25 protein-coding genes are annotated in these 21,877 nt (G+C 40.6%); 9 read left to right on the top strand and 16 right to left on the bottom strand.

Annotated features, from left to right (window positions below; all coding sequences use genetic code 11):
- Window positions 1–10 precede the first annotated feature (10 nt).
- From ACIQXQ_RS04410 to ACIQXQ_RS04400, 3 genes are all read right to left on the bottom strand, one after another.
- The gene (locus ACIQXQ_RS04410; protein ID WP_402955769.1) at window positions 11–721 is read right to left on the bottom strand and encodes an EcsC family protein; all 711 of its coding nucleotides are present in this window, start codon (window positions 719–721) and stop codon (window positions 11–13) included.
- A gap of 105 nt (window positions 722–826) precedes the next feature.
- On the bottom strand, window positions 827–2,035 hold the full coding sequence (locus ACIQXQ_RS04405) for an ABC transporter permease (RefSeq protein ID WP_402955766.1): 1,209 nt from the start codon (window positions 2,033–2,035) through the stop codon (window positions 827–829).
- A complete protein-coding gene (locus ACIQXQ_RS04400; protein ID WP_402867716.1) occupies window positions 2,028–2,771 on the bottom strand; it encodes an ABC transporter ATP-binding protein in 744 nt (247 codons plus the stop codon). The genes ACIQXQ_RS04405 and ACIQXQ_RS04400 overlap by 8 nt, the downstream gene beginning before the upstream one ends.
- Before the next feature lie 660 nt (window positions 2,772–3,431).
- On the opposite strand from ACIQXQ_RS04400, the gene ACIQXQ_RS04395 reads away from it, so the two are divergent.
- From ACIQXQ_RS04395 to ACIQXQ_RS04385, 3 genes are all read left to right on the top strand, one after another.
- Window positions 3,432–3,854, top strand: coding sequence for an HIT family protein (locus ACIQXQ_RS04395; protein WP_402955763.1), 423 nt, complete (start codon window positions 3,432–3,434; stop codon window positions 3,852–3,854).
- A 202-nt stretch (window positions 3,855–4,056) separates the two neighbouring features.
- Window positions 4,057–5,160 carry a 3-phosphoserine/phosphohydroxythreonine transaminase gene (serC, locus tag ACIQXQ_RS04390; protein WP_402955760.1) on the top strand — a complete coding sequence of 368 codons (1,104 nt, stop codon included), beginning with the start codon at window positions 4,057–4,059 and terminating at the stop codon, window positions 5,158–5,160.
- A gap of 124 nt (window positions 5,161–5,284) precedes the next feature.
- Window positions 5,285–5,803, top strand: a complete 519-nt coding sequence (locus tag ACIQXQ_RS04385; protein WP_402867713.1) for a tryptophan transporter — start codon at window positions 5,285–5,287, stop codon at window positions 5,801–5,803.
- Between the two features lie 121 nt (window positions 5,804–5,924).
- On the opposite strand, the gene yhzF is transcribed toward ACIQXQ_RS04385, so the two are convergent.
- The gene (yhzF, locus tag ACIQXQ_RS04380) at window positions 5,925–6,104 is read right to left on the bottom strand and encodes a membrane protein YhzF (RefSeq protein ID WP_402955735.1); all 180 of its coding nucleotides are present in this window, start codon (window positions 6,102–6,104) and stop codon (window positions 5,925–5,927) included.
- A 320-nt stretch (window positions 6,105–6,424) separates the two neighbouring features.
- On the opposite strand from yhzF, the gene ACIQXQ_RS04375 reads away from it, so the two are divergent.
- Together ACIQXQ_RS04375 and ACIQXQ_RS04370 are read left to right on the top strand one after the other, a co-directional pair.
- Window positions 6,425–6,787: a YtxH domain-containing protein gene (locus ACIQXQ_RS04375; RefSeq protein WP_402867712.1), complete on the top strand. Its 363-nt coding sequence runs from the start codon at window positions 6,425–6,427 to the stop codon at window positions 6,785–6,787.
- Between the two features lie 188 nt (window positions 6,788–6,975).
- Window positions 6,976–7,554 carry an HTH-type transcriptional regulator Hpr gene (locus ACIQXQ_RS04370; RefSeq protein WP_402867711.1) on the top strand — a complete coding sequence of 193 codons (579 nt, stop codon included), beginning with the start codon at window positions 6,976–6,978 and terminating at the stop codon, window positions 7,552–7,554.
- Window positions 7,555–7,556: 2 nt separating this feature from the next.
- Here ACIQXQ_RS04370 and ACIQXQ_RS04365 read toward each other — a convergent pair whose 3' ends face one another.
- Window positions 7,557–7,883: a DUF1878 family protein gene (locus tag ACIQXQ_RS04365; RefSeq protein WP_402867710.1), complete on the bottom strand. Its 327-nt coding sequence runs from the start codon at window positions 7,881–7,883 to the stop codon at window positions 7,557–7,559.
- Window positions 7,884–8,087: 204 nt separating this feature from the next.
- Here ACIQXQ_RS04365 and ACIQXQ_RS04360 point away from each other — a divergent pair, with 204 nt between their 5' ends.
- The gene (locus tag ACIQXQ_RS04360; protein ID WP_402867709.1) at window positions 8,088–8,645 is read left to right on the top strand and encodes a DUF3267 domain-containing protein; all 558 of its coding nucleotides are present in this window, start codon (window positions 8,088–8,090) and stop codon (window positions 8,643–8,645) included.
- Window positions 8,646–8,743: 98 nt separating this feature from the next.
- Window positions 8,744–8,926, top strand: a complete 183-nt coding sequence (locus ACIQXQ_RS04355; protein WP_402867708.1) for a hypothetical protein — start codon at window positions 8,744–8,746, stop codon at window positions 8,924–8,926.
- A 123-nt stretch (window positions 8,927–9,049) separates the two neighbouring features.
- Here ACIQXQ_RS04355 and ACIQXQ_RS04350 read toward each other — a convergent pair whose 3' ends face one another.
- A complete protein-coding gene (locus ACIQXQ_RS04350) occupies window positions 9,050–9,133 on the bottom strand; it encodes a YjcZ family sporulation protein (RefSeq protein ID WP_402868526.1) in 84 nt (27 codons plus the stop codon).
- 179 nt (window positions 9,134–9,312) lie between these two features.
- Entirely contained in the window at window positions 9,313–9,396 is an 84-nt protein-coding gene (locus ACIQXQ_RS04345) for a YjcZ family sporulation protein (RefSeq protein ID WP_402868524.1), read from the bottom strand.
- A gap of 203 nt (window positions 9,397–9,599) precedes the next feature.
- On the opposite strand from ACIQXQ_RS04345, the gene ACIQXQ_RS04340 reads away from it, so the two are divergent.
- Complete coding sequence (locus ACIQXQ_RS04340; RefSeq protein ID WP_402867707.1) at window positions 9,600–10,460, top strand: peptidylprolyl isomerase; 861 nt, start codon at window positions 9,600–9,602, stop codon at window positions 10,458–10,460.
- 53 nt (window positions 10,461–10,513) lie between these two features.
- Here the strand turns inward: ACIQXQ_RS04340 and ACIQXQ_RS04335 are convergent, their stop codons facing one another.
- From ACIQXQ_RS04335 to cysK, 7 genes are all read right to left on the bottom strand, one after another.
- On the bottom strand, window positions 10,514–10,681 hold the full coding sequence (locus tag ACIQXQ_RS04335; protein ID WP_402867706.1) for a sporulation YhaL family protein: 168 nt from the start codon (window positions 10,679–10,681) through the stop codon (window positions 10,514–10,516).
- A 97-nt stretch (window positions 10,682–10,778) separates the two neighbouring features.
- Window positions 10,779–11,720, bottom strand: coding sequence for a 3'-5' exoribonuclease YhaM (yhaM, locus tag ACIQXQ_RS04330; protein WP_402867705.1), 942 nt, complete (start codon window positions 11,718–11,720; stop codon window positions 10,779–10,781).
- 127 nt (window positions 11,721–11,847) lie between these two features.
- A complete protein-coding gene (locus tag ACIQXQ_RS04325) occupies window positions 11,848–12,633 on the bottom strand; it encodes a (2Fe-2S)-binding protein (RefSeq protein WP_402955732.1) in 786 nt (261 codons plus the stop codon).
- Window positions 12,634–12,854: 221 nt separating this feature from the next.
- Window positions 12,855–13,262 carry a hypothetical protein gene (locus ACIQXQ_RS04320; RefSeq protein WP_402956034.1) on the bottom strand — a complete coding sequence of 136 codons (408 nt, stop codon included), beginning with the start codon at window positions 13,260–13,262 and terminating at the stop codon, window positions 12,855–12,857.
- 67 nt (window positions 13,263–13,329) lie between these two features.
- The gene (locus tag ACIQXQ_RS04315; RefSeq protein ID WP_402955729.1) at window positions 13,330–16,326 is read right to left on the bottom strand and encodes an ATP-binding protein; all 2,997 of its coding nucleotides are present in this window, start codon (window positions 16,324–16,326) and stop codon (window positions 13,330–13,332) included.
- A 25-nt stretch (window positions 16,327–16,351) separates the two neighbouring features.
- Window positions 16,352–17,560, bottom strand: a complete 1,209-nt coding sequence (locus ACIQXQ_RS04310; protein ID WP_402956032.1) for a metallophosphoesterase family protein — start codon at window positions 17,558–17,560, stop codon at window positions 16,352–16,354.
- Window positions 17,561–17,738: 178 nt separating this feature from the next.
- Complete coding sequence (gene cysK / locus ACIQXQ_RS04305) at window positions 17,739–18,662, bottom strand: cysteine synthase A (RefSeq protein ID WP_402955726.1); 924 nt, start codon at window positions 18,660–18,662, stop codon at window positions 17,739–17,741.
- Between the two features lie 296 nt (window positions 18,663–18,958).
- Between cysK and ACIQXQ_RS04300 the strand changes: the two genes are divergently transcribed.
- Entirely contained in the window at window positions 18,959–19,147 is a 189-nt protein-coding gene (locus ACIQXQ_RS04300) for a YhzD family protein (protein WP_402867699.1), read from the top strand.
- Between the two features lie 93 nt (window positions 19,148–19,240).
- Here the strand turns inward: ACIQXQ_RS04300 and ACIQXQ_RS04295 are convergent, their stop codons facing one another.
- Both ACIQXQ_RS04295 and ACIQXQ_RS04290 read right to left on the bottom strand, forming a co-directional pair.
- The gene (locus ACIQXQ_RS04295) at window positions 19,241–20,032 is read right to left on the bottom strand and encodes an enoyl-CoA hydratase (protein ID WP_402868522.1); all 792 of its coding nucleotides are present in this window, start codon (window positions 20,030–20,032) and stop codon (window positions 19,241–19,243) included.
- Between the two features lie 65 nt (window positions 20,033–20,097).
- Entirely contained in the window at window positions 20,098–21,714 is a 1,617-nt protein-coding gene (locus tag ACIQXQ_RS04290) for a long-chain fatty acid--CoA ligase (RefSeq protein WP_402955723.1), read from the bottom strand.
- Window positions 21,715–21,877: the final 163 nt, after the last annotated feature.

The following is a 21,877-nucleotide window of genomic DNA, read 5'->3' as shown; positions in this document are numbered from 1 at the left end:
GGTACTCTAATCATTCTTTACTGGATAAAAGACGAATCCGATAACAATTGATCGCCGTCTCCCCAAGCTGTTCAAGTAAATGGTGGTTTGCATAGGCACCGACGGCCGCGCCAAACCCCGGAACAAGCTGGAACATTTTGACCACATCAATATAATCGCGATATTCTTGCTGAAAATCCTGCCAATTGATTTCCGGGTGATTTCCCCTATTCCATTCCTGAATGACCCTTAAAGTCTCCATTTTCTTTTTCTCGCTTGAAAAAGCCATTTGGAAGACATGAAGGATGAACAAGCGTTCTTCATATTCGTTTGGGTCGAATCCATATAGGCGGGAAATCTCGAATAACAGCTTCATTTTTATGCTTAACAGCAGGGGGAAATCGACCATCCCAACCAATAGGCCTGCAGCACCCGTCCCCACCCCTTCAATGACCGCCGTTCTTCGATGGCTCGTGACCTTTTCTTTTACCCACTCTTCCTTTTGTTGCAAAGATAACAGCATGACGTTTTTTTCTTTGGATATATACTTAGATCCTGACAACACAGCCCCCACCATGCTTCTAATGCTCTCGGAAATCACTTTATGAACCCTTGACGGAATATAACTGTTCACTTTGAGTTGAACCTGTTTGGAAACCCTCTCAAACTTGCCTGACTTCTTATTGACTTTCTTTATCCATGAGGCGAGTTCAGATAGCGCCTTTTGCTCGTATGCATCCATATTTCCCACCTCCATATTTCATGTATATACCATCCATATAAGTTTTAGCTTTCATTTCACAAAAAAAATGAAGCTGACTTTTCAAAAGAAAAATCAGCTTCGCGTTTAAAAGTTCTTGATTTTTTTGGTGGCGTACTTTTTGAATCCCAGAATGAAGATGATCCCTAGAACCAATACGGCTAAAGTGGAAACCCATTCTCCTTTTATTAAAAGGATGAGGGAAAACAGTACAGCCTCAAATAAAAGGAAATAGGATATAAGTTTAATGACTGCGGCTTCCCTCATTTTTGCGGGCAATGGATATAAGGATACCCAGACTTTCCATTCATGCACCTTCCAAACTGGTAAAAGCTGAAGGGCTGTCATGAATAGGAATAAGAAAGTGACGATTAAATGCGCCCAGATGTTAGTAAACACCATAAGTATGATGCCGCCTATTACCGTTAACCGTAAGCATAGACCTACATAATCATTCGATCTAAGCAATGTGCGGGCATACAGGTAATTATAGGTGGATTTTTCACCGTAAGGGATGAAGGCTAAAAGCCAGTCCATCCATTTCCTGCGTGCTACCTTCCCTTTCAAGTGAGGAACATCCGTGAACATATTCGCGATTCTGTAAAAAGATGTCATCCGCTTGTTTTCGAGTTCCACCAAACGTTCCCACTTCAAAACAAGGCTTTTAGTGGCACTGCGGTAATACAGATATAAGCCAATCAGCAATACGAAGGTGACCAGTACATATAGGATATGGGCTTTTGAACATACAAAGTAAAGTATGACGCCATTAAGTACCAGGCGGAGAATCGAATCCCAGTGGCTCACTGATACATCCTGGTACTTCAGCACATGCCAGCGCATGGACAAATTCAGATACTTCAATACGAGTAACACAACGAGTATGAACCCTAGCTGCTTACCGCTTGCACCCGTAACTTTTGCATACAATGGTACGAATACGATTAACATGATTAATAGCAAAAATCCTTGCATGACCCAACTGACCATCAGAGAATTTTTGAAGTAGCTTTTCATCTTCGTTTCAAGCGGCAGTAAAAACACGGTATCCGGTTCTTTTAAGAATGTATTGATGGGACTTCTAGTTACAAGGATGCCCAACACAAAGGCCATGATCAGTTCAGCCGGAAAATCACCATCCAGTGTTTTCACCCAGTCACTGTAATAATAAGCCAAACCGCCTAAAACCAACACCATCACGAAAACGAGATGGCCGTTAAAAATGTAACGAAGGTATTTTTGCATTTCCTGGATGTAGAGAATATACCGTTCCTTCCAGAGACCTTGACTATTCATGACCGTTCTCTTCCTTCGTTAACTGGATGTATAAATCATCTAGCGTGGCTCCAGGCATGGAGAATTGTTCGCGAAGCTGCTCCAAGTTACCTTTTGCCCGTATTTCTCCGTTGTGCAGGATGATGAAAGAATCGCAATAACGTTCCGCAGTAGCCAGGATATGCGTCGACATTAATATACCTGCCCCACTCTCCTTCATTTTCCTCATCAAATCAAGCAAAGATTGAATGCCTAGTGGATCCAGTCCAACAAATGGCTCATCGATGATATATAATGATGGTTGTATTAAAAAGGCGCACATAATCATGACTTTCTGTTTCATGCCCTTAGAAAAATGGGCCGGAAACCATTTAAGCCTTTTCTCCATGCGGAATTCCTTCAAGAGACCGGTCATTCTCTCTTTATACTCGGATTCTTCCAGACCATGAGCCATGGCCGTTAGCTTCAAATGTTCCTCAAGCGTCAGTTCATCATATAAAATAGGTGTTTCCGGAATATATGTGAATTGCTTCCGATATGTATCAGGATCTTGGGCGAGTGTTTTTCCATGAATCGAGACACTTCCACCTTTAGGCTCCATGAGTCCAATAATGTGTTTTATCGTCGTACTTTTCCCAGCACCGTTGAGTCCGATTAACCCAACAAGCTCATTAGGCTGAATATCGAAACTTATTCCTTTCAGTACGGGTATTTTCGTGTATCCCCCAACTAGTTGCTTAATTTCCAATAAGGACATATAAACGATCCTTTCTATATAAACGTTCTTTTTACCATTTTACCAAATTCTCCTGTTTTTATATAGTCGAGTGCACCTAAATTAAAATTTCCTAAAATAACCAATTATACTTTTCTTACTTCTGGGCCATCATAATTAAGGAAGAAGGGGCTAGTCATTGCAAGTGATTCACATCATATTGTAAATGAGGTGTCAGTTAAAGACGTATAACACTGAAATACCCAGAAGTTTCATTACAATTTATTTACATTCAAATTGTAAATGAGGTGTCAGTCAAAGACGTATAACTGAACGATACCAGAAGCTTCATTATTAAAATCGTTTCGAGCAAGGAGATGGTTCTCTTGCACGTAAAAGCTGAAAAACCATTCATTCATTATCGAATATACTTTGGAAGTTGAAAAAACTTTAAAGATATAGGAGATGGTTGGTTTGAATGCAGAATCTCTAATCAGATGACCAAAATTTTACTCTATTGTAGATGAGGTGTTTGTCGCAGAGAATTTAGATGCTAATGCGAATATATAATCGAAGCCCACTTCCCCTTTTTCAAACCGGCAGGGTGCAACGTTTTCGTTGCATCCTGTTTTTATGTTTTTTCTTTTCCTGGGGAATCATGCTATGGTACGATTAACCAAAATAGTGAATGGAGTGTTTTATATGAGCGATTGCATTTTCTGCAAAATCATCAATGGAGAGATTCCAAGTACGAAAGTATATGAAAATGAACATGTACTTGCCTTTCTTGATATCAGCCAAGTAACAAAAGGACATACACTGGTGATTCCGAAAGTACATAAGGAAAACATTTATGAGTTAACACCTGAGATCGCCAAGAATCTGTTTGAAGTCGTACCGGAAATTGCCCGTGCCATGAAACAGGAATTCGAGCCTGTAGGATTGAATATCCTAAACAACAACGGAGAGGCCGCCGGACAATCCGTCTTCCATTTCCATATGCACTTGATTCCACGCCATGGTGAGCATGATGGATTCGGTGCCGTTTGGAAAACCCATACAAGCGAGTATACTCCTGAAGCTTTAAAAGGAATTGCCGATTCCATTTCGCAACACATCAAATAACATTTCCCTTTTATGTTCATATTAGGAAAAATCAAGACCAAACAGGTCCCTGATTCCTTCAGGGGCCTGTTTTTTACATGTTTTTACATAACGATTTCCCACACTAAAAATTCTAAATTTTCCTCCTATTTAAATTCGTTTTCTGTTAGGATATATATAGTCTTACATACTTTCACACATTACTGTATAGGAGGAACACACATTGAAACGTGCACGTAATTTTAACGCGGGGCCTGCCGCCCTTCCATTGGAAGTTTTACAAAGAGCTCAAAATGAATGGTTGAATATCGAGGATTCTGGCATGTCTGTCATGGAATTAAGTCATAGAAGCGCAGAATTCGAAAAAATTCACAATCATGCAATCAACACGCTGAAAGAAATCATGGAAATTCCGGACAATTACGAAATCTTGCTTTTACAAGGTGGAGCCAGCCTCCAATTTTCCATGATTCCCATGAACATATTGAAAGATGGGAAGCGTGCAGATTACGTCCTGACTGGTTCTTGGTCGGAAAAGGCTTTAAAGGAAGCGAAGAAAGTTGGGGAAACAGCGGTCGTTGCCTCTTCTAAAGATGATACATATACGTTCATTCCCAAAGTTACTGATATCGAAATGAATGAAGATGCTGCCTATTTGCACATTACAAGCAACAATACCATTTACGGCACGCAGTGGAAGGGATTTCCTGAAACAGGGAGCGTCCCACTCGTGGCAGATATGTCGAGCGATATCCTTAGCAGAAAAATTGATGTTAGTAAGTTCGGCATCATTTATGCGGGAGCACAAAAAAACTTGGGACCATCAGGAATCACGGTCGTGATTATCCGTAAAGACTTAATAACTGATAATGACAAGATTCCTTCCATGCTTAATTATTCTATTCATTCAAAAAATAACTCTTTATACAACACACCACCAACATTGGCCATATACTTATTATCCCTTGTATTGGATTGGGCAAAAGAACAAGGCGGTGTAGAAAAACTCGCACAAATCAATGAAGAAAAGGCTAAAGCCATCTACGATACCATTGATAACAGCAATGGCTTCTATAAAGGACACGCCCTTTCTGATAGCCGTTCACATATGAATGTAACGTTCACACTTCCAACAGAAGAAGCTGAAAAGCAGTTCCTTAAGGAAGTAAAAGAAGCTGGATTCGTAGGCCTTAACGGACATCGCTCCATCGGAGGTTGCAGGGCATCCATTTATAATGCCGTTCCACTTTCCCATTGTCTGGAACTTGCTGCGTTCATGAAAAAGTTCCAAGAATCTTACAGCGCAAAAGAAACTCAAGCCCTTTGATATGTAGGTAATTTTGACTTCTAAAAGGCTAGGTCCTATGATATAATATTTAAAACTTCTTGCAACAAGCAATAGTGCATTGTTGAAGAAATTTAGTTGAGATGAGAATAGGAGAGATGAGTAAATGAAAACGAAAACCCTTGTGTCGATGTCCCTATTAATTGGGATTGGAGCAGCCCTCCATTTTATCATTCCTGGATTCTTCTTAGGAATGAAGCCTGACATGATGTTGCTGATGATGTTTTTGGCGATTGTACTGTTTCCCGAGAAAAAGAATGTATTCATCGTCGCCCTGGCTGCTGGAGCCATTTCTGCCATGACAACGACATTCCCTGGAGGACAAATCCCCAATATCATCGATAAGTTGGTCACAGCCTTTTTGTTTTACCTTTTATTCATCGGGATTAGGAAGTTTTCAACTTCCGTTATCAGCGTGAGTATCCTGACTGCCTTAGGAACCATCATATCTGGTGCTGTCTTCCTTGGTTCGGCTTATTACATCGTTTCCTTGCCAGGACCTTTCGTTGCACTATTCGGAGCTGTCGTACTTCCTGCCGTACTGCTTAACACAGTGGCAATCATCGTTATTTATCCAATTGTGAATGGCATTGTAAAAAAAACAAAGATACCCGTTCATGCTTAATCAGCAGGATTAACATACTTTAAAAAGCACCGGATGCCCGGTGCTTTTTTTTACACTCCTATATGGATTCGAACCAACACCCACTAGATCTCGCCAACTCATCCTAAAACCACTCGGGCGCTTAATGAACAAGCACCCATAATAACCAGACCAAAAGCAGAAAGGCACCTGGGACCCCCAGCATGACTGCATTGGACTGAAGCACCCTCTTAGGGGGATAACTCCCTGGATGTTTTGCTCTTGCTAAAAAATACCCCATCCCGCACAGGCATAGTAGACCTAATAAAAATATCATTTTCATTGTAAACCCACCAATGCCATCAACAGAGCCGACAGCATGTTTTTTTATTATCTATATGCTGAACTTCCCTTTATATGTAAACTTCCAGAGTCTTCACGCTTGGTTTCCCTATCATTATTGAAAGAAAGAAGTTTAAAAAAATATTTTTGTGATATAAAGATAAAATGGTAGATCCTCTTCCATAAGGAAGAAAATTATGGTATTTTGTTATCAATAGCATTTATATCCCTATATAACATAATTTCCAATTGATGTTTTTCCTAGCAGGGATTTAGGCCATGTTAAGCGAAATGAATAATTATAAAATGAGGTGATTCTAAATGAAGGCAAAATCATTATTGATCGGCTTTATTACCGGAACAGTTGTAGCGGGTGCAGCCACATTACTTTCTACACCAACTTCAGGGAAAGACCTACGGAGTCGCATTAAAACAAATTCCGATGAAATTAAAACAACGATTGAAGAGTTGAAGGTTAAATTGCTGAATATTAAAGAGGACACGATGGAAGCGACTCAAATTAGCAAAGAAACGGTGAAAACTTTCATTTCGGATGTACAAGTCGTCATAGAGAACTGGAAGCAGGACATCGAACCGAATAAAACGGAGTTATTGAGGAATGTTCAAGAAATAGAGGAATCTTTAAGAGAATTGGAAACAACCATACCCTCTTCTAAAAACTGAAGGCAAAAGGAAGCATATTGTCGAATCTCCATTTTTACCATAAAAATACATCGTATTTTAGGGAAAAATGGAGAATTCATTGGCGATTATTAAATTTTCTAAAAATTTTGCTAATATTCTCTTTATTAATTTTTATTTTATTGTCATAATAATATATACAGAATCTGATAAGTAGGTGAGCCCATAAGATGCAGAATAAAAATTATTCTATGAAAGAAGCAATGATATTCAGTCAGCGAATCGCTCAATTAAGTAAAGCTTTATGGAAATCAATTGAAAAAGACTGGCAACAATGGATTAAGCCTCATGATTTAAACATTAATGAGCACCACATTCTATGGATTGCCTATCATCTTAATGGCTCTTCCATTTCCGATGTGGCCAAGTTTGGGGTCATGCATGTTTCTACTGCCTTTAACTTTTCCAAGAAATTGGAAGAACGTGGATTCTTGACGTTCTCAAAAAAAGAGAATGATAAAAGAAACACGTATATCGAAATCACCGATGAGGGAGAAAAAGTCATACTTGATTTAATGGAGACTTATGAACCAAGTAATAACTCCGCTTTCTCCGGAGCGATGCCCCTTCGTGAACTTTACGGTAAGTTCCCCGAAATGATTGAGATGATGGCTGTCATCCGTAATATCTATGGGGAAGATTTCATGGAAATATTCGAAAAATCCTTTGCTAACATCGATCGGGACTTTACTGACGTGGAGGGCAAAATTACAAAAAAAAAGATAGAGAAAGAAACTGAGGCCGTTTAATCTCACATTTTAGCCATTTCCTTCATGAACGATACATATATACCTTGTGAGAGGCAAGCCTCAATGCATTCTTTTATAGTTGTTTTGGGATTCAAATTTTTCTCCAGTTGACTAAAAAGCGGTCGAAAATTCATGTACCCTTCCGCTTTTTCTATTTCAAAGCGTTTGCTCAATACATCACATAAGGCATGTAATTCTTCGGCTTCCCTCTTCGTGAAATTTTTTTCCACGAAAAGATAATCCAATTTTGCCTGTGGATTATGAATTAACTTTAGTAGCAGTCGCTGGTGAAAACGGAGTATTTCGATTTCCTCATTTACACTTCTCATTCTATAGTCCCCAATCAATCATTATTTAGCATATGCATACAAAATCCATTATTATTTTTTCAGTTAATTTTCGTTACTCCACGAAATGCCCCACCAATCCTGAGCCTGGAAACTCCATCCTTTTTTATCTAAAAACAAAATCCATAAAACCTATTGCTTTTTCCATTCATTCATCGTAATGTATGTAAGTAAATTTAAGGGTCTATGGAGGCTGATTTCAACATGAATTCATGGAAAACAATTGACCTTTCAAAACAGTATGGGAGTTGCCGTCTACTCCTATTTACAGTTTTCACTATAATGATGTCATTTGTTTTAATATATACATTATTAAGCGTATTTTCACCCCATGTCATTTTGTATGACGATCAAACGATGGGATTTTTTAGCTTATTGCTCTTATTATATCCTGTTCACAAATTATTACACTACTTACCTATGAGATTAATATGTAAAAAGGTAAAAACATCATGGTCCCTCAGGTGGCATCTCGTACTTACATGCAAAGTATACGTGCATCATCCGATTCGGAAAAATCTCTATCTTATCACCTTGGTTCTACCCTTTTTCATCATGTCCTTTATTTTTATCGGTTGCGCCGTGGCTTTCCCACACTACACCCATTATTTCACCATTTTACTATCTTTGCATACAGGTTTGTGCGTGTCGGATTTCATTTATGTCAAGAACCTGATAGGATCACCCGGGCGATCCTTCATTGAGGAGCACGGAGAAGGATACGATATCCTAGTCCAAAAATGAATATTGCCTCCTTCCGACGCTACCAAGATTTTTAGGTATCTTTTTTCATTAATATTTGGTATCGTATTTATACATGATGTTATGCAAGGAGGGATTTTTTGATCTCGTTCTGGTTTATTATTTTTGCTATTGTGATTCTTTATAATATTAATAGAATGACAAACTCTTTATGTATTCAAAAGGAAATCTCTGAAGAAAAGCAACCTAAAGTATTCAGGACCATTAATGTGTTGATCACTATTTTGTTATTATCCTCCTATATTGAAGTTTTATATGTGTAAAGGGAAGCCCTTGCGTATATACTGATAATAATCATTACATACCTGCATTAATGTGGTATTCCAACGCTTCTATCCACATAAAGAAAAAGGCGAAGCACACGGCTTCGTCTTTTTTGTCTTTTCTTATAACCAGGATGCGCCAATGATTACTAATAGGATGAAAAGAACGACTATTAGGGCAAAGCCCCCACCAACTCCTCCAGACATTGATCTTCCTCCTTCCCATTCCAGATTAAGATTACTTTCATGCACACTCTTATAACCCGTAAAAAAAATACATTTCATCAGGTTTATTCACCATGTGTAAATTTCATGAGCGGCTACCCTATCCTATTCATCTCCATTCCAAAAGGAGTGGGCACTTATCATATTAATGTTGTGTTCGGCTAACAATATGCGACCGCAGCAATCATTAATAAGACGAATAAAACAACCAATAAAGCAAACCCACTGCCATATCGATTACCCATAAAACTACCTCCATTGTTGTCTTCGATTTATCATATGTAGGGATTCAGGATATGGGTGGGCATACACCCAGTTTTTTTGAAATTCTTAAAGGTACATCAATATATTATTTTTTGTAAAACAGCCAAAATATGTTATAGTTAGTTTTGTGGATAATCGAATAATTACAAAAAAAAGAAACTTAAAAATTAGGAGTTGTTACTAAATGAAGAAGTGGGCATTATCGGTTGCCGTAGCTGCTGGACTGATCGGACTTACAGCATGCAACAGCGACAAAGAAGCAGTAGTGGAATCAAAAGCTGGAGATATATCAAAAGAAGAGTTTTACAATGTGATGAAAGACAGATACGGTGACCAAGTCCTTCAGGAAATGGTATACGAAAAGGTTCTTTCAGATAAATACACGGTAACGGATAAAGAAGTTAAAGCTAAAGTAAAAGAGCTTAAAGATCAAATGGGCGAAAACTTCGACTCGGCTTTAGCTTCATCTGGATATAATAGTGAAGCAGATCTTAAGCGTGCACTTAGAATCGGCATGCTTCAAGAAAAAGCGGCCATCGCGGACATTAACGTGAAGGAAGCGGAAGTGAAAGAAGCTTACGAAAACTACAAACCAGACCTTAAAGCCAGACATATTCTTGTGAAAGACAAGAAAACGGCTGAAGAAGTCAAAGCTAAATTGGACAAGGGTGGAGACTTTGCCGCACTTGCGAAAGAATATTCCACTGATACAGGAACCGCTGCAAAGGGTGGAGATCTTGGTTGGTTCAGTACAGGTGAAATGGTTCCGGAATTCGAAACAGCTGCAGCTAAGCTGAAAAAAGACGAAATCTCCAAGCCAGTAAAATCTGAATTTGGCTACCATATCATCCAATTGCAGGATAAGAAAGAAAAAGAATCGTATAAAGATATGAAAAAGGATCTTGAATATAAACTAAAAGTGGCTAAAATTGACCAAACTAAAGTTCAAAATATTTTAGATTCCGAAATTAAAAAAGCAGACGTGAAGGTCAAGGATAAAGAATTGAAAGATTCCATCACATCCGAAACTGCTACAGAAAAATAATAGTCACACTAAAAAGCGACAGGGACCACCCCCTGTCGCTTTTTACTATTATCTTAGGCCTCTTTTCGTTTCTCTCTTTCCTCTATCATACGGTCTATATATTTCTGCCCTTCCTTTTCAATCCACGCTTCGTCTATCATGCGTTCTTTCCTCGCTGTCCATATTGACATAACGGCACTGACAATGATTCCAATAAACACGAACCAGATCCATATTGGCATGTCCATTCTCCTTTCAAGATCCCCCATTGTTTTACTAGAGCATATGCAGGAGATAAAAAAATATGCTTCTTTCCCGGTTAGGAAAGAAGCATATTCATTATTTAAAGGTTGGTTTATAGAATGAACGATTATCCAGTGCAAAGACTCTTTCGGTGAATTCCCCTGGTTTCACTTTTTCAAGGGCCCGATCCATCATATTGATTTTGGCATCCATGTTATCTATATAATGAAGGACTTCCGCTTCCCTCACCATAGGCGGTTTCGGACTTCCCCATTCCGCTTTTCCATGATGACTCAAAACTAAATGTTTCAAAATCATTATTTCTTCGGTATCGATTCCAAGTTCTTCCGCAGCTTTGCCCACTTCATTCACCATGATCGTGATGTGGCCCAGCAGGTTCCCTTCAACCGTATAAACAGTTGACACAGGACCCGATAACTCATGGACTTTACCTAAATCATGTAAAATGACCCCGGCATATAGAAGGTCCTTATCAAGGGATGGATATAAGCCTGAAATGGCCTTTGCAAGCCCCAGCATGGACACGACATGGTAAGCTAGGCCCGACATGTACTCATGATGGTTCTTAGTGGCAGCAGGGAATGTTAAGAGTTCTTCCTGATACTTCTTGACCAGATGCCTAGTCACTCTTTGGATATTCGGATTTCTCATTTCAAAGATGAATTGGGTGATGGTCTCCATCATTTCTTCCTGACTTAGAGGTGCCGTTTGAATCAAATCGCCTTTTGTGACGCCATCAGCATCCGTAGTCAGTCTAAGATGACGAATCTTCAATTGACTCCGACCGCGATAATTCTGAACCTCTCCTTGTACCTTCACCGTAGCCTCGGCACTGTACGTTTTTTCATCAGCCTCTGATACATCCCAGAGTTTAGCCTCTATTTCACCCGTTTTATCAGACAAAATCAGCGTCAAAAATGGCTTGCCATTACTCGCAACCGCCTTTGTACTCGTTTTGATGTACATATATATATCTACTACTTCACCAATTCCATAATGAATGATCCCATTGTTCATGCGACTGCCTCCGTTCAATTAAATATCAACATTATAACATACCAATTTGGTTAGTGCGTTTAGTTTCTATTAAAGTGCACATAAGAAAACCAGGCTTTACTTACAGCCTGGTTCCTAGACAAATCATTCAACAGTTACTATTGGGACAATAAGGGCATTTCATTTGACCTTCGATTTGATAATATAAACAGCATGTCACACGCTTATAAGAATTCATGGATTCAGGTACCGTCTTTTCCCCGATGAAGCGTTTGAATGGTGACCGCTTTTCCATCCCCAGCCAGATTTCATCATCCAGCAGATTTTCGATATCGGCTTCCACTCTTTCTTTGATATCACATTGCTTCAACAACTCTGAATACATCCAGACCGTATACCCCCATATATTTTCCCAAAGTATAAGTCTTGATACTTTAGTAGATTTGGAAAGTGGGACAATGACATCAGCGCCAAATTTATTTAATACAGTATGTAATGCTTGTTGGCTTTCCTTCTCCGGAACATCGCTCCAACTATTTTCTTTCAGCCAGAATTTTGGAAACCATTGCACATCTGCAGGATCATCCAGAATGGCCAAATCAGAAAGCGAACCATTCCAAACAAGCCGATGCTTACTGATCATGTACAATTGTGCCGTAATAAAAAATGCATAACGCCTGAACCACATGGAAGCGGCAACCCTAGGAGTATCTGCTCCAGAGCGGATTATTGCATAACCAATCAATTCTTCGATATCCTCCACGTTTCTTGGATTGTTTATCTCCTCTTTAAAGGAAATCCGATACGTTTGCAGCTCTTCTTCGATTGAAGGTGACACCTTATGAGGTTGAGGCATTTCTATATTCATTCCATTTATAATTGATTTTTCAGCATTACCACATGATAAAGACTGGGTTTTAAGAGATGGACTCATTATACTACTCCCCTTTTAGTCTATTAATCCTAGTTTAATGAAAATGATTCTCAATGTCAATTTAAAAAAAGAACGATGCCTTCATTTACGCTCAGATCCTTCAGCTTATATACTGGAAACCGACATACGCGTCCATAGGAATCCCGAAGACCCTTCAACTATCTCCATTCGAAGTCATGAGTCGATGTGAAAACAAAAAACCCTCCAATTCCGGAGGGTTTTCAACCAACAAGTACGTCTTTTGTACAATAGCTCAGCGACTCATCCCTAACTCTACTAAATAAGCCTTGATCGATGAATGGAATCAATTCACCTGCAATGTTCCATGCATTGAGTTCTATTTGATAGAGCGTTTCCCGTTTACTCGGACCAACTAATTCCATGCTCAACATGGAAAGGTCCGGGTCCAATGCATGGCCCATCTCATGGGCAAAGATGATCCATACATATTCCTCAAGCCTTTCGAGGGAACCAAGTAAACGTTGCAATTGGATTTCGATATCTTTTTTATATAACGTGATGGTATGTTTCGAAACCGAATACTTCCCGCCAACACACCGTCTGTCAGGAAATTCATCCTCGATGAGTAACTGTAGCGAAGCATCATATCGATTCAAAAAATCATGCATGTCCAAATTCGTTCACTCTCTTTATTATAGGTTTTTTTCATTTTATGTCGGGGAGGATAAAATATGATCATTTTGGAGTCAAAGCTTGCTTGGACAGATGAATCACGTCATTTCCCTCGAAATGGTGCAAATTATGATCATGACACGTAAAAAATAAAACTTGACGCCTTTGGGATACCTTATTCAACAGCTCAAGCATCCGTTTTGTCCTCTTCCCATCAAAATTAACAAAACTGTCATCGATGATAAGGGGAAAAGGATCTTCCGCAAAAGTATGATCGGCAAGTGCTAGCCTTAAGGACACATAAATCTGCTCAGCCGTTCCCCGGCTGACTTCCTCGGCCTCGAAGTTCAAGCCATCGCTCCGCTCTACACGTAACCCTTCACCTTTTGGCTCCAGGATGATTCTTTGGTAGCGACCATTCGTTAAAAAAACTAAATGTTGCTCCGCTTCCGCGATGACCTTTGGAAGCCGTTCCCTTTTATATCGGTCCAGGGTTTTATTTAATAAGCCTTTAGCCAATGCCAATTTTGCCCATTCCTTTGCTTCCTCGTTAAAAGCGGCTTTTGCTTCATGGAAACGATGCAGCAACTCCTCATAAACGCCATTTGCCTCCAACTGTTTGATCTTATATCGAGTATCAGCTTGGTTCTCCAGTAAAACTGTTTTTTCCTTTACTAGATCCTTCCGTCTTTGTTCCAAGTTTTCAACCGAATACACGTTGATTCCTTGTTCGGAAAATCTTTGGATTCGCTCCGGTTGTATATCCGCTTGCTCCAATTGAATGTTGAGTAACTTCCATTGCTTTTGCAGCATGATTCTTTCATCGGCCAAAATGGCTTTTTCACGATATGCTTCTTCACTATCCACCTTAGCTTTCGTAAGTAGCTTAGCCTTCTCCTTTTCTAGATAGTCTTTTTCCAGCATCAGGCTTTCTTTTTCACTCATTAAATCTCTGAGTACCTGCTGACATTGCACAAACTTGGCTGTTTGATCCGCCATGAGGTGAACTTCCTTTTTCAACGTTAGGATGGCATCCTTCCATGTGGATGGCTCTTTGCCAATCTGTAAGGCATAATCAAATAACGCATCCGATATACTATGGAAATCGGCTTTTAATAAGCGATGGGTCTCGATATATTCATTCTTTCTTTCAACTGCTGCCTTCCACTTCACCAACTCGTCAAAGGCAGACTCTAGATTGACGTCCGAACCTGGATGCGGGAAGCCCCAAGAAGTCATGATGGCATTCACGGTTTCTAGTAGCTGTACCTTTCTCTCCTCCCATGCGGCATATTCCTGGATGGTGGATTCGAAGGAATCCTCCCGTTCTTTATATTTAAACATTTCATGGTCCAGCTGTTTTTGAAAGTCATCATCTTGGTTGATGAGCTGCTTCATAGCCTCTGCACTCATGTCCCTTTGAGATTTATTGACCCGATCCAACGCTGCACGTTTCCTTTTCGCTTGCTCAAGTTGCGCAGACTGTCCAACCAGACTATCGTCACCTTTGGAAAGGAACCGAGAAACAGCCAATACAATGGCTGCACTCAGTAAAATAAATCCGCCTAGGCTCTGGCCTTTGACGAAGCTTCCTATCGCAATCACACATATGAGGATAATCAATCCGCCAGTTAGTAAGTGGAAGCGCTTATGATGATCCTGTCGCTTCTTCCGGGAGTCTAGTTGGCCCTCCAGCTCTGAAATTTGCTCATCAAGAAATTGCCTTTTCACTTCGTCAAAGTTGGAATCCTGTCGTTTGTTGACGATGGCTTCCAACTCGTTTCTTTTTTCCGAAGGCATAAGCTTTGCCTTTAATTCCTTCATCCGTGCTTCCGTCGTGTCCAGACCCACTTTTTGCCGACTGTATTTTTCATCAAGCAGATTTTCATTTTGGTGCAAATGATGCTTTTCCCTTTCCGCTCTCTTTATTTTTTCTTTCATGAACGTACTGGTATCAAGCTTACTGATATGTTGATCAGCAGCATCCCAAAATAAATCCTGCTTAATCCTTTCGATTTTTTTTGCTTCAGCCTGAATTTCATGTTCTACTTTCCTTATTTCCAGCTCTAGCTTATCCAGCATCGCCCCTTGTTCGATGGCAAATTCGACCTTTTCTTTATTCTTCCTAAGGAACGAACCACTTTCATTTTGCATAAGGTCCCTTTCGATTTTACGCACCTTCTCATTCAAGGCCGCCAGTTGAGCATTTAATGGAACTTCAACGGCTTGCAGCTGCTCTAACCGCCTCAAACCATCCGAAGGAAGTTTCATGTCCCCAATGTCATTCAATCTTGCTTCAATTTCCCGGCGTTCCTCGAATAATGGCTTAATTCGTAAAAAAGAACTCGATTCAACAAGTTTTCTCTCCATCTCTTGGATTTGTTCCAGACAGCTGGACAGTTGGCTTTTCAGCTCGATTTCATCTTGGCACAAAACAGTATAAGACTGTTGTTCCACTTCGGCAGCTTTGACTTGTTTCTCCAATTCTTTAAGCTCTTTTATTTTCACGTTTAATAGTGGTTTCTGCCCGGAAGGTTTGAACCGGAGATCCATCTCCTTCTGTAGCTTCGTTTCCGCCTCCAGCAACCGATCATTCCCTATCAGGCCTGCCGAAAGTAAATATTTACTCATGTCCCCTTCACTAAGGGCAGACAAGCCTTGTAACCCCTGAAGGTCAAAAGAAAAGATGGACTGATAATAGTTTTTATCCATGCCATGAAGAATTTCATTAAGCTCTTCTTCGCCTCCGGTTCTCCCATCCTGGAATGTGATTTTCACATCTCCCGTTGCCTTCCCCTTCACCCGTTCAATGATGACTTCACCATCTTTTTTTGTAATAAGCGTGAGTCTCCCGCCATACTTGGCATGAAGTTTAGGCTCATATCGCCGAACATTTTGAACCTTTGTCGGAAAACCAAATAAAAGACTGTGTATGAATGACATGATTGTGGATTTACCTGACTCATTCTCCCCAAAGAAGACCTGCAGCTGCCCCATTTCTAAGAACCTCTGGTTTTCCAGTTTCCCATAGCCATAAACATGGAGGTCTTTAATTTTCAAATCGGGTTCCTCCTTCAATTGACCATTATGATTCAAATACCTGCAACAGCCATCTTTCAGCCTCATTCATGAGCTCTTGCTCCTCTTCCTGACTCAAGGCATCGAGAAATCTCCTTGATTTAGCCTGTTTGTAAAGTGGCGCTAGGACCTTTTCTATATCGGCAAAATCAGCAGTCAATTTGGCTATTTCATTTGTAAAAGGTGTCAGCCTTTTTCCCGCTTTACGTAAGGAAGATGGCTGAAGGGTGATCTTATGTACCCACACGAATGATTGCTCCTGCTCTTCCTCTTCCTGTAAAAGCCGGGTTAAATCTTCTAGTAATTCACGTGAGAAGACAAAAGGATCCTCGACATCCAGCTGGATGTCTATGAGATAACCCTTATCATCCGAACGTATTTGCCCGTTCATCTCCTTGCACTGCTTATAAAGATCATCAAAGCCAGCGGTTGCCGAGACTTTAAAGAGTACACTTTCCCATATCAGTTCGGATGTTTCGATAAAGGAGTGCCTTTTTTCTTCTCCGTCCATTTCGACCAACACACAGCCCTTTACACCCAACTCCTTCCGATTCCTCCCTTGTATATTTCCCGGATAGATGACAAGTGGATATTCTGAAACGACCTGGCGCTTATGTATATGACCTAATGCCCAATAATCAAAGTCCTTTTCAGTAAGCTCATTCAATGAAAAGGGAGCATAGTTTCCATGATCCGAATTTCCTTCTAAATTCCCGTGAAGAAGGCCGATATGATAATCGGCAGCTTCTGATTTTACATACGATTCTATCATTCGTTCCGTTACATGCCGCCGTGGATAACTGAAGCCATATAAATGGACTGTTGTTCCGTCCATCTTTTCAAACCGCTTGACTTCCATTTCGTCTGAAAAAATATGCACATTTTCAGGAAAGTCCACTTTAATCCAAGAGCCACTAAGGTGATCATGGTTCCCATGAACGATGAAAACCGGAATCCCATGTTGCTGAAGTCTTTCCATTTCACTCCGAAAACGGACCTGTGTCCGAAGATTCCGATTTTCCCCATCAAACAAATCACCTGATATCACCATGAAGTCGACATGACGACAGATCGCATTCTTCACAATTCTTTGAAAAGACTTAAATGGACTTTCCCTGATGTCTTTTAATATGGATGCCGGCAAATCCCTCAATCCTGAAAAAGGGCTGTCCAAATGAAGATCTGCCGCATGAATGAACGTAACGGCACTCACCATAACCACCTCGTCCCCTAACATTTATTTACTTTTATTTTATCATATCCAGAACATACTTTCCCATATTAATGACAGGAATGAATCCAGTTAGTTTAGGTGAAAACAGTATAGACCATTTTATAATTAAAAAGACCGAATCGCAGGCACTTTTTAGATGCCCTGCATTCGGTCTTTGTTTTTATTTGAAGATATCCATGCTTAAATATCGCTCGCCATTATCCGGTGCAATACACAGTACGCGTTTTCCTTTTCCAAGGCGGCGTGCTTCCTGAAGGGCACCCCAGACAGCGGCCCCACCGGAAGGCCCAATTAAAATACCTTCCTTCGCAGCCATGTCCTTCATTGTCGATATGGCATTTTCATCCGTTGCTTGAAGGATTTCATCGAAGACATCCGTATTTAAAATGCTTGGAACAAAACCTGGGCTTGTTCCGACAAGCTTATGAGGACCTGGCTTCCCTCCTGAAAGAACAGGTGAGCCTTGAGGCTCAACGACAACAACCTTTAGCTCAGGCAACGCTTCTTTCAAAGCTTCACCTGTTCCTGTAATTGTTCCACCTGTACCGGCAGTTGCGATAAACACATCGAGATTCCGATCCATTTGGTCCAATATCTCGACTGCAGTCGTAACCCGGTGAATATCTGGATTAGCCTTGTTTTCAAATTGCTGTGGGATAAAGCTATTAGGAATCTCTGCGGCTAGCTCCTCCGCTTTTCGAATCGCACCTGGCATCCGGTCTGCCGCTGGAGTAAGGACCACTTCCGCTCCATAGGCTTTCAGTATATTGATTCTCTCTTTTGACATATTATCCGGCATGACCATGATCGCGCGGTAGCCTTTGGCAGCAGCATTCATGGCAAGACCAATCCCCGTATTCCCTGAAGTCGGCTCGATGATCGTTGCCCCAGGTTGGATTAGCCCGTCCAGCTCAGCCTGACGGATCAAATTAAAGGCTGCCCGGTCTTTTACACTTCGGCTTGGATTGAAATATTCCAGTTTGACATATACATCCGCATCGCCTTCCGCGGTTAAACGATTAAGTTTTACGACTGGTGTATCCCCAATCAATTCAGTAACATTATTTACGATTCTTACAGTCATTTCTTAAAAATCCCCTTTCAACTCATTCACATTCATCATTTACTTACTTCTTCATTATTATATCATTTATAAATTTTTGTTTAGTAAAGGAAATACTTCATATTCTATAGGATTAATTTAGTTACCCAAGATATTCACATAAATTGGTACATTTACTTGCCTTCTCGGGAAAGATTCCACGTCCTTATATAATAATAGTCAAAAATGACATAAAATGATAAAATTTTCATTAACAGGTTATATGCTATACAGAAAAATGATTGAACGGTCATTGATGAGAAAAGGGGAGTTTTAACATGAGTAAAGTATATAAATTAACCGTTTTTGAACCGACAGGGGAAAAGCTTTTAGACGAAGCATTCACCGCTGAAACTGATCAACAGGCAAAAGAAATCGGTCAAAAAATTCTAAATGAAAAAAATTATCAAGATCAAACGCACCGCTGCACATCACCTGCAGGGGCACTATTACTCTTTCACCGTTAAACGGTTGAAGAATGGAAGCGCTTTTTTATATTTTGGATAATCTAAGAATGGGATAAAAATAGAGAGACCGTCATCCTGACGGTCTCTCTGATTTCATTTCCCGATAAAAACGGGTTTCCTTTTCTCGACAAAAGCACGGATTCCCTCTTTATGATCTTCTGTTTGACGCATTTTCATTTGGGCCGCTTTTTCAATTTCAAGCATTTTTATTAACAAGGGACGATTTTTTTCACTGAGGATCTTTTTCGTTTTAATCATCGCCTGTACCGGACTTTTCAGCCAGATCTGCACTTTTTTCTCGACCGCCTGTTCCAAGGACCCTTCCACCACTTCATGAATGAGGCCTTTTTCTTTTGCCTCATGGGCGGTAAGGACTTTTCCTTCCCAAATCAATTCCTTCGCCCCCACTTCACCAAGACGGCGTTCAAGGAAGAAGTGTCCTCCGCCATCTGGGATCAGTCCGATACCAATAAAGTTCATGGCCACCTTGCTTTGTGAGTCCGCAATGAGGTAATCCGTTGCAAGGGCAATGCTTAAGCCAAGACCTGCCACTGCACCGTGGATCTCACTGATGGTCAATTTAGGCATGAAATATAAGGTTGTAACCAATTCACTTATTCCATCCATGAGGCTATCAAAACCATTTTCCTCATCGGATCCAAGCATCATCTTGATATCTCCACCTGAAGAGAATGCCTTTCCATTCCCTTTTAAAATGACGACGTCAATATCTTCATTCTCGCCCACTTCCTTAAGGGCATAAATAAAGTCGTTTAGCATGGCTGGATTTATTGCATTCATGGACTCCGGGCGATTCAAAGTGACCGTCGCCGTTCTCTCCGTGCATGTAACTAAAACAGTACCTGTAGATGAAGTCGATTCAATATTCACTAATTTTCCTCCTCTTTTTCATTCCTTCATTTTTTTCCTATCCATGGTTCTCTTAGCGTTCAACTTTGCAGGTATGTATCCTTAAGCTGTTCACGAAGCGCCCTTTTCAAGAACTTTCCTACACCCGTTTTTGGGATTTCATCCATAAAAATGATTTCATCCGGTAGCCACCATTTCGCAAACTGTGGTTTTAAAAATTCAAGGATGTCTTCCTGCGTCACTTGGTCTTTGTACCCGTCTTTTAAAACGACACAGGCGACTGGCCGTTCCTGCCATTTTTCGTGCGGCATGGCAACGACAGCTGCTTCGAAAACCCCTTCATGGGCCATTAAGGTGTTTTCTATATCAACCGAGGAAATCCATTCGCCTCCACTTTTGATTAAGTCCTTCGTCCGATCGACAATTTTGACAAACCCTTCGTCATCGATTGTGACGACATCACCGGTATAGAGCCAGCCATCTTTAAAGGTTTCCTCTGATCGTTCATCCTTAAAATACTCATCGGCAATCCAAGGTCCTCTTATAAGTAACTCACCCATCTCTTTTCCATCGGGCTTCACTTCACCATCTTGGCCTACGACTTTAATTTCAATCATGGGCGCGACAAGTCCCTGTTTGGCCTTCAGGTCATAAAGTTCTTCCTCAGGCAGGTCATCCTGGTAGCTCTTCGGTTTCGCAACGAATACAAGCGGGCTTGTTTCAGTCATTCCATAGGCATGAAGGAATGGGATATTGTATTTTTGCTCGAATGTCCTGATCATGCTTTTCGGGGCAGCCGACCCACCGCATAAAATGGTGCGCATACTACTTGTGTCATGATTTCCCGTCTCAAGCTCCTTCAACAGCCCAAGCCAGATTGTCGGAACGCCGGCCGCAATTGTGACCTTCTGGGTTTCAATGAGCTCCGCCAAAATTTTCGGTGTGAAGTTCGGTCCCGGCAAGACCATCTTCGTTCCGAACCAAACACTTGCAAATGGCATGCCCCACGCATTTACATGAAACATCGGCACGACCGGAAGCGCTACATCCCGCTCGCTTATTGCCGTCGAATCAGCCAGGCCCAATGCAATCGCGTGCAATAAAATCCCTCTATGTGAATAAAGGACTCCTTTTGGGTTCCCTGTTGTGGCCGATGTGTAACACAAACCTGCTGGAGCATTTTCATCCAAATCCTTAATGAATGGCTGTGCTGGATTTCCTTCAGCCAATAATGTTTCATAATGATAGACGGGTGATAAAGTAGTCTCGGGAAGCGCCTCTTCATCGGTCATGATGATGTATCCTTCAACCGTAGTCAGCTCATCCTTGATCATTTCCAGTAATGGAATCACATCTGGATCTATAAGTAAAAGGCGATCTTCCGCACTATTGACGATATAAGAAATATGCTGAGGAGATAGACGCATATTGATTGTATGGAGGACTGCTCCATGACAAGGGATGGCAAAGTAAGCTTCCAGGTGTCGGTGATGATTCCATGCCAGTGTTCCAATTTTGTCACCGGTCTTGATGCCCATTTTTTCGAAAACGCTTGTGAGCCTTCTTGTCCGCTGGGCAGTTTCTGCATACGTAAATGTATGGACCCCGCCGTCCGTACGGGAAACCACTTCTTTTTTCGGAAAATACTTTTCAGCTCTCTCAATGATTTGCGTCATAATCAATGGAGTGTCCATCATAATAATCTCCCCCTTATATAGAAAACGCTTCCATTTATATATTCGACCACATCAAAAATAATCCTTTTTCAATTGATCAGGATTTTACATTTTATTTTATAAATCGACTTCTATTTTGTTTTTTTTATAGAAAATAGAGGTAAAGTATAGATAAATGATATGT

Origin of the sequence: Peribacillus sp. NPDC097198 (genome assembly GCF_044762055.1) — a bacterium.
Taxonomy (GTDB): domain Bacteria; phylum Bacillota; class Bacilli; order Bacillales; family DSM-1321; genus Peribacillus.
The sequence above is the reverse complement of the archived record's forward strand: the minus strand, read 5'-3'. Positions and strand labels throughout refer to the sequence as shown.